This is a genomic window from Thermanaerothrix daxensis (assembly GCF_001306145.1).
Lineage (GTDB): Bacteria > Chloroflexota > Anaerolineae > Anaerolineales > Anaerolineaceae > Thermanaerothrix > Thermanaerothrix daxensis.
In genome coordinates this window covers 121,025-133,137 of the sequence record NZ_LGKO01000005.1, presented here as the reverse complement: position 1 = coordinate 133,137, position 12,113 = coordinate 121,025, and the positions used below count along the sequence as shown (strand labels likewise).

Genomic DNA, 12,113 nt, shown 5'->3' with positions numbered 1-12,113 from the left:
AGCATACCTTAAAATCTCAAAATGCGCTATGGCTTACCGCCGAGGTTTGCCGGTAAGTTCCGGCCCCCCTCAGCAAGCCCTGGCAAGGGCTCCGGAGGCGGGTCAGCCATCTGCCACCGGCACGCGATCCCCGTGGGCAGGGGGCACCGACACGACCAGAAATTCCAGGTCTTCAGGGCCTTCGTTGTAGAGCAGGTGAGCCACCCCCGCCGGGACATGGCAGCCCTGCCCGCGACTGAGCCGGGTGCACTCACCCCCAACTTCCAACATGGCAACCCCAGAAAGCACAAAGAAGAACTGCTGAGCCTGTTGATGGTAGTGCCGTACCTCACCGGCCCCCACCGGGACGCGTTCCTGGATAACGCTCAGCGAGGGTAAGTTGAGAAGGTGCCAGCCATCACATTGCTGGCCCCAGACATAATGCTCCGCATTTGCCTTACTGACGGCAAGGATCATTTCAAAACCTCTCAGGAAGTTTGCCCATTGCTCATTGTATTACTTGCTTACCACAACAAACACCCGCCCCTCCTCTTCAGGGTCATCAAGTGGAGTTTTCAGGTCTTGAATGCGGGCAAAATAGACCGTCTTCCAGCCCACATCTAATAGTGCTTCCTTTACCTTTTTCATTTCAAAGGCAGTATTGAACACGGTCTCCTCAAACCTTTCATAGAGCCCGTTGGGCAACCGGAGAAAACCGGTGATCTTTACCCAGGCCCGGTCACTTTGTCCGTCATAGAACCCCCGAGTAAGGGTGAATACATCGTCATCCGCATCTATCTGGAGATTATTCCAACGCCTTAACCCACGCCGTGTGTTCAAATCAAAGATGAAATACCCCTCACTGACCCTGTACACACACTCAAAACAACTGCGTAGCGCTGCTTCGTCCTCGAGGTGATTGAGGGCGTCATACGTGGAAACAACCAGCCCAAAACGCTCATTTAGTGAAAAATGGCTTGCATCAGCCTGGATGAAGGCGGCCTGGCCGGACTCGAGATATTGGCGGGCATTCTCCCGTGCATAGTGCAACATGGGCGCCGACAGGTCAAGGCCCACCACCCGGTATCCCTTTTCCAAAAAACAAACGGCCAGATGGCCGGTACCACAACACAGGTCAAGAATGCTTTTCTTCTTCTGCCCCAGCGGTGTAGCCGCGTAAAAATCCAGGATAAACGGGGCAATCTGTCTGGCGAAACCCGACCATTTCAGGTCATAGGCCCGGGCAAAACCTCTTCCATATGCTTGCACTTGGACAACTCCGGCTGGTTTTTGACTCTTGCAAATTACCTTGCCAATGACAACCCAACGAACTTCCAGTGATCCGTTAAGAATTCTCGTGTAAGCCCTACAAGGGTCTCAGCAACTTATGCCTTTGGCTCAACCGAAATTCTAAATACAAATCACTCCTGAGTGCCGAGCAGTTCCTCCAAAATCTGCCGCGCCAGGGTGGGATCGGCTTTGCCGCGCATTTTCTTCATCACCTGACCCACGAACCAGCCAATCAGTGTCACTTTGCCCTTGCGGTAGGATTCCACCTCTTTGGGGTTTTCGGCCAGCACCTCCTGGCACACGGCACGGATGGCGCTCTCATCACTGACCTTTGCCAGCCCCTCGGCTTCGACAATTGCCTGCGGGGAACGGCCACTCTCCTCCACTTTCTGCAAGAGGGCTTTAGCCGTTGAGGTATTGATGGTGCCTGCATCCACCAGTCTGAGAATATCCGCCAGGTACTGCGGGGTCAGACGCAGTTCAGTCGCGCTCTTGCCGCTCTCATTGAGCATGCGCAGCACATCGTTCATCAGGTAGTTCGAGACCTTTTTGGGGTCCCCACCATATGCGCGCACAGCCTGCTCAAAATAATCCGAAAGGGCACGCTCGCCGGTCAGGATTTCGGCATCGTATTCCGGCAACCCGTAGGCTTCAATGAAACGCTGACGACGTTCCAACGGCAATTCCACGCGCTGGGCCAGGATGGCTGCCTTCCATGCCGCATCAATGCGCAGTGGCAGCAGATCTGGCTCCTTGAAGTAGCGGTAATCCGCCTCGGTTTCCTTGGAGCGCATCTTGCGCAGGACGCTTGCATCCTCATCCCATTCCAGCGTCCAGGCCTCAATGGTGCGCCCGGCCTCCACCTCGCGAATCTGGCGTTCGATTTCGTGCTGGATGGCATCCCGTACGTTCTCAATCGAATTGACGTTCTTAATCTCGGTCTTGGGGTTGAAATAATCGGCGCCCTTGGGGCGGATGGAGACATTAGCGTCGCAACGCAGGTGGCCCTTCTCCATATCTGCCTCGGAAATGCCCAGCCAGCGCAGCAACTGACGCAGACGAATCAGGTACTGGGCCGCCTCATCAGCCGAGCGCAGGTCAGGTCCGGTGACCATCTCCACCAGGGGCACACCACAGCGGTTGAAATCAATCCAGCGGCGCCCGTTGACATTCTTGGTCTTCCCCGCATCTTCCTCGATATGCAACTTACGGATGGTCACCCGACGCACGTAGGCCGGGCGCTCCGGCGTTGCCGGCATCGGTACATCCAGGTATCCCCCTGAGGCCAAGGGCTGATCGTACTGCGAAATCTGGTAGCCCTTGGGCAGATCGGGATAAAAGTAATTTTTGCGGTCGAAGTATGAGATCTCGTTAATCTCCGCGTGCATGGCAATGGCCAGCAGGGCCGCCTTCTCCACTGCAGCGCGGTTCAGCACCGGCAGGACGCCGGGGAGCCCGGTGCACACTGGGCAGATGTTCGTATTGGGCGGGTCGTACCAGGAATCGGCCTTGCAAGCGCAGAAAATCTTGGTCAGGGTGTTCAACTGAATGTGGGTCTCCAGGCCGATAATGGCCTCGTACTCAGTCATAGGGTCGAACCTCCATAAACGGGTGAGGTAACGTCAAGACGACGGCGCAGCCAGGGCCCCAAACCGGGGAAGGTGAAATTCTGCCCCTGGGCCACCCGCATACCCATCCACAGCCCAAAGAATACATAGATTAGCGAAAGCGTGGTAATCAAAAGCACCAGCGCCACCCAGGGGATCACCACCAGCACGGGCAGGCTGGATGAAAAACTGCCGACGAAAGCCAGCACCAGAATCATTGGGATGGCCAATCCCCCCATCAGGAGGCTCAATCCCATCAACACCAGTGTTCCAATCCCCTGGTAAAGCAGCGCCTGCAGAGCCTGATAGCGCAAAAGGGCAGAGCGCTCCTTTTGCGTCAGCCACACGATCAACGGAATCAGCCAACCGTAAGGATTGATGAGCACTCCCGCGTAGGTCAGCGCCGCCATCCAGCGTGCTTCGCGTTCGGGGGCAAAGGGAGTAAATGAAGAGGGATCCGCACCGGCTTCAACGCTCAAGTACCGCTCAAGGAAAGCACCCAAGAGGGGATAGCGCACATCCTGGCCGCTCAGGCATAGGATGGCAGCCACGAGTCCACCCAGGACCCACAGCCCCCACAATACCACCAGACTCCCGATGAAGAAAATTTGTCCCAGAGGGAGGAGCACCGAGGCCACATCCTTGGAAACCAGCCCAGAGAGCAAAATCACAACCCCGATGCCGCCCAGGTAGAGTACCCCCAGCCCCAACCCCACCACCATCAGGAATAACAATTGGGCTGCCTGGTAGGTGAACGCCTGCAAAGACTGAAAGGACAGGTACTGTCCCCGGCGCGATTGGACCGCCCAAATGGCCGTGGGAGCCAGTAGCCCCCACCCAGGGAGGAGAATCGCCGCATGCGCTAGCGCGGCCAGTGTGTGCTCAGCGCCGGACGTTGGGGAAAGGGTAACTCTTGCCATGGTATTACCATCCTTCGTTCATTCAAGCCGCCAGGCGCTGCAACACCTGCGGTTTGACCTTGCGCCAGGGGGCTTCTTCGGTGGCGCGCTCAAAAGCCCGCGCAATGCGCAAAAGCAATGCCTCACTGAAATCGGGGCCAAGGAATTGAATGCCGATAGGTAGTCCCTCACCATCCAGCCCGGCCGGTATAGAAATGCCGGGAATGCCCGCGTGATTGGCCGGGACGGTGAGCTGATCGGCGTACTGCATGAGCACCGAGTCACCATAGATAGCGCCCATGCGAAAGGCAGTGGTGGGGGTGGTTGGAGTGAGCAGAGCATGCAAACGGTACTTGCCCTGCGGGTCAAATGCCTGTTCAAAATCGCGGCGAATGAGGGTGCGCACGCGCAGAGCGCGTTGATAATACTGAGCACTGTACTGCGCCGCACTAACGTACATGCCCATCAAAATGCGTAATTTGGGTTGCAACCCAAACCCCTCATTGCGCGTCTTGCGATACATTTCGTGCAGGTCCTGCACGGGTTGCGGGGTGCGGTAGCCGTACTTGACGCCGTCGTAGCGGTGCAGGTTCGAAGCCGCCTCCACCCGGCTAATCACAAAATAGGCCGGGATGCCGTAGCGAGTGTTGGGCATGGGCACGCCCTCGACAATCTCGGCCCCCAGGTCGGCCAGGATATCGGCAGCACGGCGCACCGCTGCCTCAATCTCGCCGGGGATGGGCTGCTGATCATACTCACCTCGCACCGCATCGGGAAAGGTGATACGGAAGTAATCCGGTGAGAGACCGATACGCAGTCCTCGCACCCCTTCGTCCAACGTCGCCAGGTAATCGGGTACCGGCAAGTTGGCTGCAGTGCTGTCGTGGGGGTCCGGGCCGGCAATCACCTGGAGCATGAGCGCGGCATCCACCACGTTGCGGGCAATCGGTCCAGGGCAATCCAGCGAGGAGCCAAAAGCGATCAGACCGTAGCGCGAGACGCGCCCATAAGTGGGCTTGATGCCCACCACCCCGCAGAAGGCCGCCGGTTGCCGAATTGAACCCGCGGTATCGGTGCCAAGCGAGAGCGGAGCTTCGCCCGCGGCTACGCTGGCCGTGCTCCCACCCGAAGAACCACCCGGTACGCGATCCAGATTCCAGGGGTTACGCGGGGTAGGGCGGAAAGCGGAGGACTCATTTGACGAGCCGTAGGTGAATTCATCCAGGTTGACCTTGCCCAGCATAAGCGCCCCCGCGGCTTCCATGCGGGCAACCGGCGTTGCGGTGTAGGGGGCCACAAAATTCGCCAGAATGCGCGAGCCAGCCGTCGAGGGGGTGCCCTTGACGCAGAAGATGTCCTTAACCGTGAAGGGAATGCCCGCCAGCAAGCCGACCGGCTCACCCGCTGCCAGGCGCCGGTCCACCTCTTCGGCCTGGGCACGGGCACGCTCTGCCGTCAGGGTGATGAACGCGTGCACGCGCTCAGCATCTTCGGGCAGGGGCTCCCCCGGCTCTAAGCTGCCAGGACGACCATCCACCTGGGCAATGCGCCGCAAGCAGGATTCCAGAATTTCCACCGCCGAGACGCGTCGCTGGCGGAGGAGCAAACTGAGTTCATACGCCGATAAATCACACAGTTCCATGTGACCTCATCATCATTATTATTCCAGAGTAGTGTGGGGAATATCCGGCACAACAACATACCCCTCTTCAACCTGCGGCGCCTGCCCAAGGATCTCCGCCGCATCGGAGAAAGGCTGCCAGTCATCCTCGCGCAATGGCGGGCTGATCTCAGGGGTGTAAGGGACACCGTGCGAAGTGATCGGCACGCTGTCATCCAGGGGAATGGCTTCCAATTCGTGAATAGCCCCAAGCTGGCGGTTTAACTCACGGCGCAGGTACTCCGCCTGAGCCTCATCCAGTTCCAGGGCAGCCAGGTGCACAAGATGCGCAAAGGTTGCAGGATCAATTGTTTCAGCAGGCATAAACTCACCTCTTGGTTCTATCCACATGGACCCCCACCCGCCCACGCATCGGCAAAAAACCATCCCACTTTTCCCAAAGCGCAGAGAGGGCGGATGAAATTACGTACTGCCCTCGGTTGCGGTGGGTTCGGGCGGGGGAACCGGTGTATCCGTGGGGATGGGAGTAACGGTTGGGGTCAGCGTGGGAGTCCGGGTAATGGTCGGAGTGCGAGTTGGGGTTAGAGTGGGCGTGGCCGTGGGAATGAAGTAAGGCGTGTAAGTTGGCGGAAGGGTGGAAGTTGGGCGCAAAGTTGGGGTCTCAGCCCCCAAGGGGGGAGTTGGCGTCCAGGTGGGGGGCAATTGGCGCAACGTGGGGGTACTGGTGGGGAGCACCAGGCGTGGAGGCAGGGTGGGAGGGGGGAACGGATTCAGAGGAGTATAGGGGTTCAGGAAGATGAATACAAAAACAAGCACAACGCCCAGCGTGGCCAGCAGGGCGAGGAGGGTAAGCACATTCCAAACATTATCGCGCATGCGCGAGGACTCCTCTTGCCGGGGGTCGCAACCCTGCACACGATGCTTGGCAAGGTCAGTGTCAGTATATACAAGATTGGCAAACTGTCAAGCGAAGGCGTTCGCTACATCGGTGAGAATGACGGTAAACCCGCCTTCACCAAGGCGCCGCTCATCTCAACCTGCCCCCAGCAGCAAGAGCGCTACCCCGGCCACCACTCCCAAGGCCGCCATCACCTGGGCGCGCGTAGGTCTCTCCCTTCCCAGGATCGCACTAAACCCCACCACAAAGAGCGGCGAAGTATCCGCCAGTGCCTTGACCGCGGCGGGGGCGCCTCCCTCCAACGCGAATAAAAGCGCCAACCACTGCCCAATGACCAGAACGGCGCGCAGGGCTAGCCTGCCCACTTGCTCCGCTTGCCAGCGGAAAGAACCCGAAGGAGCCACCCACCTCGCCACCAGCGCAATGAGGCCCGCGCGCACCAGGTAGTACGTGGGCGGGTTGGTCCACCCGCGGGTAAAGAGAAGCCGAGCCGGGTAGAGGCTCAGGCCAAAAAGCGCCGCCGCAACCAGCGGGTAAAGCCAAGCTCGGGTCGGTCCCGCATCGCCCCGCACCGCTTCATTCACATGGGGCTGGACGCGCGTTAGAGCCAGCACACCACCGGTACACACAATCACCCCCACCATTTGCAATGGCTGAAGACCCACCGATTGGCCTGGCAACCCCAAAGCAATCAGCAAGGTGAACAGAGGCGAGAGGGCCAGGAGCGTGGAGGCGGAGACGGCATCCAGATCCACAAATGCCCGAAAATAAGCATAATTGGCCAGCGCATCCAACCCAACGCTCAGAGCCAACCATCCCAATGGCTCTGGTTGCCACGCCAGCCTAAAGTAGAGCGGAGCCAGAGGCAACATCATGCCAAAGATGAGGGCAAAATTGAGCCCGAAGATCTCCCGCAATCGAAAACGGCGCAGAAGATCACGCGCCAGCCAGTTGGCTAGCGCCCCCAGCACCGCGGAAAGAAGCGCCAAAAGGAGATCCCTCACACTGGTATAATCCTTTGCAAATGAGCACCCGCCTTTCGCGCCGCGAATTTTTGCGCCTGATGGCGCTCAGCCTGGGGACACTGGCGTTCCGCCCCTGGGAGGGCACCTTCCGCGATGCCACCCAAGAGGATCTGCTGCGTGTCACCGTGCGTTCGGTCAGCGTCTACAGCCAGCCTTCGGACAAAAGCCGCATTCGCTTTCAGCGCTACCGCGACGAACTGGTCAACATCTACGCCGAGGTGGAGTCGGAAGCCGGCCCTGCCTACAATCCGGTGTGGTATCGGGTATGGGGCGGTTACATCCATCGGGCCAACACGCAGCGCGTGCGCATTCAATATAATCCGGTCCCCACGAACCTGCCAGCGGCGCTCAACCTGGCCGAAGTCACCGTGCCCTACACCCAGGCTTTGCGCTACACGAGGTCGCAGGGCTGGCAGCCATTATACCGCCTTTACTTCGAATCCACCCACTGGGTGGTGGGAATAGACGAAGGACCTGATGGCAGTCCCTGGTACCGCATTAAGGATGAATTGCTGGAAATTGAGTATCACGCCCCTGCTCTGCATCTGCGCCTGCTGAGACCGGAAGAATTTGCTCCCATCTCTCCGGATGTGCCCCCTCACCAGAAGTGGATTGAAGTCTCCATTGCCCGCCAAACCCTGACCTGCTACGAAGGGGAAACGCCGGTTTTCCAAACCAAGATCTCCTCAGGGTTGTTCCGTTCACCTCCCGGAGAAATTCCATGGGAAACCCCCAAGGGGGAGTTCAACATCTACTCCAAGATGCCCTCCAAACACATGGGGGAGGGTCGCTTGACGGGCAACCCCGAAGACTACGAACTACCCGGTGTACCCTGGACGTGCTTCTTTGAGGCTACCGGCGTGGCTTTTCACGGCACTTACTGGCACACCGATTTTGGCACCCCCCGCAGCCACGGCTGCATCAACATGCGCACCGCCGAAGCACGCTGGCTTTACCGCTGGACAACCCCCGTAGCCGGTCCGGAGGACATCGAAAAGATAGGCTACGGCACACGCGTGATAGTTGTCTGAACCGGCAGCCGAGAGGCCACCCCTTGCCAGAAAAACGACTATGTTATAATACCCCCTGCCGCGAACCCTTATACGGCATATTTTAAGGATAAGGTCTATGAGTCCAGAGGAAACGACCAAAACCAAAGTTTGCCCAATTTGTGGAGCGCGCACCAGTGAAGGAGCAACCCGCTGTCTGGTCTGCGGCCACACCTTTACCCCTGAGGGAAGCAAAAAAGGCAGCCCGCTCCAGGGGCCTCGCCTTCCTGAAATCACCCTTTCACTCCCGATTGCGTTGGGATTAATGGTCCTGCTGCTGGCCATCGGCGCGGGCACGGTCTTTGCGGCACTGCAAGGCACCGGACGAGTGGTGGAACCCACGGCCACACCTACCCTGACCGTGACCCCCACCATCACCCTGACCCCCACCGCCAGCCCGACCCCAACCCTGGAGCCCACCTTTACCCCCCTGCCACCCATTGAGTACACCGTCCGCTCTGGGGATAACTGCATCACCATCGCCTACACGTTTGGGGTCTCCGTCTCCAGCATCATTGCTCTGAACAACCTGCCGGTGGCGTGTGATAACCTGGTGGTGGGGCAAAAATTGCTCATTCCCCAACCCACCCCCACCCCATCTCCGCAACCGACCAACACGCTCAGCCCGGCCGAAGCCACCGAAGCCGCCTGCCAAAAACTGGATTACACGGTGACGGCCAATGACACCCTGAGCATCATTGCCGCCCGTTATAACGTCTCCATGGAGTCCATCAAGACCTATAACGGCCTGACCAGCGACATTGTTTACGAGGGGCAGGTACTGCAAATCCCGCTGTGCGAGCGACTGCCCACCCCCGGCCCCACTCCCACCCCAACCCCACCCCCGCCGTATCCGGCACCTAACCTGCTCCTGCCCGCCAACGGCGCCGTCTTTACTGCTGCCAACGATTCGGTGACCCTGCAATGGGCTTCGGTGGGCACTTTGCGAGATAACGAGGCGTACGCCGTGACCATTGAGGACCTGACAGAAGGACGCGGTCGCCGCCTGGTAGATTATGTGACGGATACCAAATACATCGTGCCGGCTTCGTTCCGCCCGGTGGATACCGTGCCCCATGTACTACAATGGTTTGTAGTGCCGGTGCGCCAGACCGGGACCTCCCTGGATGGCAAGCCCATTTACGAACAGGCCGGATCACCCAGTGCACTGCGCGTCTTCGTCTGGTGGGCAGCGGGTTCACCCTCGCCCACACCCTGACCCGCGCGGTTAGTAAATACAAAAGGCTGCCCGGTTGATCAGGGCAGCCTTTTTGTCAGGTGGTCAGCCTTACCCGCCCTCAAAGGTCAATGCTCTACCCCTCTTGCTCTTGCAGGAAGCGAATGGCCATCATAGCCGCTGCGGCGCCCATACCGGCAGAGGTCACCACCTGGCGAAAATGCGGGTCCATCACCTCACCCGCCGCAAACACACCGGGCACGCTGGTCCGCATCAGCGCATCCGTTTTAATGTAGCCCTGGGCATCCAGTTTCAATTGCCCCTGGAAGAGCGCTGTATTGGGCCGATGGCCGATGAAGATAAACACGCCGTCGGTGGGTTGCTCCCAGACTTCTCCGGTCTTCACATTTTCCAGGCGCACTGCCTCCACCGCCGTGTTGCCGCGGATCTCGCGCACCACCGTGTTCCAGATAAACCGGATCTTCGGATTCTCACGCGCGCGGCGCTGTAAGATGGCCCCCGCGCGTAATTGATCACGCCGATGTACGATGGTCACCTGCCTGGCATAGCGAGTGAGGAAAATTCCCTCTTCCAGCGCGCTATCGCCGCCCCCCACCACAATGACCTCCTTATCCTTGAAAAACCAGCCATCGCACGTAGCACAGTAGGAAACTCCGCGACCCGTGAATTCTGCCTCTCCGGGAACTTGAAGGTGGTTGGGGCTGGCGCCAGTGGCAATGATGAGCGTGCGCGCCAGGTACTCCTTGTCGTACGTACGCACCCGGAAAGGTCGTTGAGATAGGTCCACCGCCTCGGCCGTATCAAATTCCAGGCGTGCTCCAAAGCGCTCTGCCTGCTTTTGAAACAATTCCCCCAGTTCCATCCCACCAACGCCCTCGGGAAAACCGGGGTAGTTTTCAATCATGTGGGTCAGCGCAGCCTGACCGCCCAATTCAGTACCAGTCAACACCAGGGGCGCAAGTTCGGCACGGGCGGCATAGAGCGCCGCCGCCAAACCGGCCGGCCCGGCCCCAAGGACGAGCAAATTTTCCACATCATTGGAGTGAGATGACGAGGACGCAGTCACTGCACCCAGATTGATCTCCATGGCTTGTACTCCTCGTTGATTTGGATGATTTATCTCCGAAACAATAACCTTTACTTAGATGCGTGGGCGGGGAATAAGGTTACACCTATGCTTCAACCGCCCGATCGGTAATCTGTAAGCCCTCATCCAGGATGGCAAAACCCTCAGCCAGTTGTTCCGGGGTGATGATGAGCGGCGGGATGATCAGCACGACGTTCCAATGAGTGTAGAGGAACAGCCCGCGATCCAGCAAAAAACGGCGCAGAGCCATCATCTCGGGACTGCTACCGTTATAAGGAGCCAGAGGCTCGCGCGTCTGACGGTTTCGTACCAGTTCAATCGCCCCAAAAAGACCGATGGAGCGCACCTCACCCACCGAGGGGTGGCGATCCATCAGTTCTGCGAGCATCTCGGCCAGCACCTCACCGGTGGCGCGGGCACGTTCCACCAGGTGATCTTCTTTCATCACCTCGATGGTGGCAATGGCCGCCGCCAGAGAGATGGGATGGCCGTTGTAGGTCAGCCCACCCTGGTAGACGCGCTCGTTGTAGTACGCGGCGATCTCGGGTTTCATGGCCACCGCTCCCAGCGGAGCATATCCCGAGGTCAACCCCTTCGCCATGGTCATCAGGTCGGGCACGACGCCGTAATGCTCCACCGCAAACCACGCCCCCGTGCGCCCAAACCCACTCATCACTTCATCACAGATCAGCAGAATGCCGTAGCGGTCGCACAGCGCGCGCACCCCCTCCAGGTACCCGCGAGGAGGGATGATCACCCCGTTGGTGCCGGTGACCGTCTCAAGCAGAATGGCAGCAATGGTCTGCGGCCCTTCGTACTGGATCACTTCTTCCAGGTGGTTGAGGTAATCCTGTGTGAATTCCTCCTCGGGCAGGTCGGGGCAGGTGCGGTGAAAGGTGGAGCGATAGCGATAGGGATCCAGAAAATGCACCACGCCGGGCATGGTAAGGGGCTCCCAGGCCAGGCGGCGCGGATCGCCGGTAGCAGCAATGGCGCCGTAGGTGGCCCCGTGATAAGAGCGATAGCGCGTCAGGATCTTCCATCGCCCGGTATAGCCGCGCGCCAATTTGATGGCGTTCTCGTTAGCATCTGCCCCGCCCAACGTGTAGAGGAACTTGGTCAAGCCCGGGGGAGTGATTTCCGCCAGCAATTTGCCGAGCAAGGCACGCGGGCGGGTAGCCATCTGCGGGCCAGCAAACGCCAGTTCACGCGCCTGACGGGCAATAGCCTCCACCACTCGCTCATCCCCATGACCAATATTGACACACATGACCATGGAATTGAAATCCAGGTAGCGCTTGCCGTGAATATCCCAAAAATAGACCCCCCTGGCGCGCTGGATTGGAATGGGCTGTACCTGAGCCTGCGCCGACCAGGTCCAAAAATTGTGTTCCAGGCATAGAGGCAGAAGCTCAGAATCGGGAAGATCAGACATAGAGTCAACCTCACGATAAGATACC

At 59.0% G+C, this 12,113-nt stretch carries 12 protein-coding genes; 2 read left to right on the top strand and 10 right to left on the bottom strand.

Features of this window, described 5'->3' with window-relative positions:
• Positions 1-102: 102 nt before the first annotated feature.
• The 8 genes from SE15_RS09300 to SE15_RS09265 form a co-directional block, all read right to left on the bottom strand.
• Positions 103-456, bottom strand: a complete 354-nt coding sequence (locus SE15_RS09300) for a cupin domain-containing protein (RefSeq protein WP_054521850.1) — start codon at positions 454-456, stop codon at positions 103-105.
• Between the two features lie 39 nt (positions 457-495).
• On the bottom strand, positions 496-1,248 hold the full coding sequence (locus SE15_RS09295) for a class I SAM-dependent DNA methyltransferase (protein WP_054521849.1): 753 nt from the start codon (positions 1,246-1,248) through the stop codon (positions 496-498).
• A gap of 152 nt (positions 1,249-1,400) precedes the next feature.
• Positions 1,401-2,858: an Asp-tRNA(Asn)/Glu-tRNA(Gln) amidotransferase subunit GatB gene (gene gatB / locus SE15_RS09290; RefSeq protein WP_054521848.1), complete on the bottom strand. Its 1,458-nt coding sequence runs from the start codon at positions 2,856-2,858 to the stop codon at positions 1,401-1,403.
• Positions 2,855-3,796 carry a DUF4870 domain-containing protein gene (locus tag SE15_RS09285; protein WP_054521847.1) on the bottom strand — a complete coding sequence of 314 codons (942 nt, stop codon included), beginning with the start codon at positions 3,794-3,796 and terminating at the stop codon, positions 2,855-2,857. Before SE15_RS09285 ends, gatB begins: the two co-directional genes overlap by 4 nt.
• A gap of 22 nt (positions 3,797-3,818) precedes the next feature.
• A complete protein-coding gene (locus tag SE15_RS09280) occupies positions 3,819-5,417 on the bottom strand; it encodes an amidase (RefSeq protein ID WP_054521846.1) in 1,599 nt (532 codons plus the stop codon).
• A gap of 18 nt (positions 5,418-5,435) precedes the next feature.
• Positions 5,436-5,759: an Asp-tRNA(Asn)/Glu-tRNA(Gln) amidotransferase subunit GatC gene (gene gatC, locus SE15_RS09275; protein WP_054521845.1), complete on the bottom strand. Its 324-nt coding sequence runs from the start codon at positions 5,757-5,759 to the stop codon at positions 5,436-5,438.
• Between the two features lie 99 nt (positions 5,760-5,858).
• The gene (locus tag SE15_RS14360; protein ID WP_054521844.1) at positions 5,859-6,272 is read right to left on the bottom strand and encodes a hypothetical protein; all 414 of its coding nucleotides are present in this window, start codon (positions 6,270-6,272) and stop codon (positions 5,859-5,861) included.
• A 156-nt stretch (positions 6,273-6,428) separates the two neighbouring features.
• A complete protein-coding gene (locus SE15_RS09265) occupies positions 6,429-7,283 on the bottom strand; it encodes a DMT family transporter (RefSeq protein ID WP_054521843.1) in 855 nt (284 codons plus the stop codon).
• Positions 7,284-7,318: 35 nt separating this feature from the next.
• Between SE15_RS09265 and SE15_RS09260 the strand changes: the two genes are divergently transcribed.
• The gene (locus tag SE15_RS09260; RefSeq protein ID WP_054521842.1) at positions 7,319-8,350 is read left to right on the top strand and encodes a L,D-transpeptidase; all 1,032 of its coding nucleotides are present in this window, start codon (positions 7,319-7,321) and stop codon (positions 8,348-8,350) included.
• A 97-nt stretch (positions 8,351-8,447) separates the two neighbouring features.
• A complete protein-coding gene (locus SE15_RS09255; protein ID WP_054521841.1) occupies positions 8,448-9,587 on the top strand; it encodes a LysM peptidoglycan-binding domain-containing protein in 1,140 nt (379 codons plus the stop codon).
• Between the two features lie 94 nt (positions 9,588-9,681).
• Here SE15_RS09255 and trxB read toward each other — a convergent pair whose 3' ends face one another.
• The gene (gene trxB, locus SE15_RS09250; RefSeq protein WP_054521840.1) at positions 9,682-10,653 is read right to left on the bottom strand and encodes a thioredoxin-disulfide reductase; all 972 of its coding nucleotides are present in this window, start codon (positions 10,651-10,653) and stop codon (positions 9,682-9,684) included.
• A gap of 85 nt (positions 10,654-10,738) precedes the next feature.
• Positions 10,739-12,088 (bottom strand): aminotransferase class III-fold pyridoxal phosphate-dependent enzyme, encoded by a 1,350-nt coding sequence (locus SE15_RS09245; protein ID WP_054521839.1) that lies wholly within the window; start codon positions 12,086-12,088, stop codon positions 10,739-10,741.
• Between the last annotated feature and the right edge of the window lie 25 nt (positions 12,089-12,113).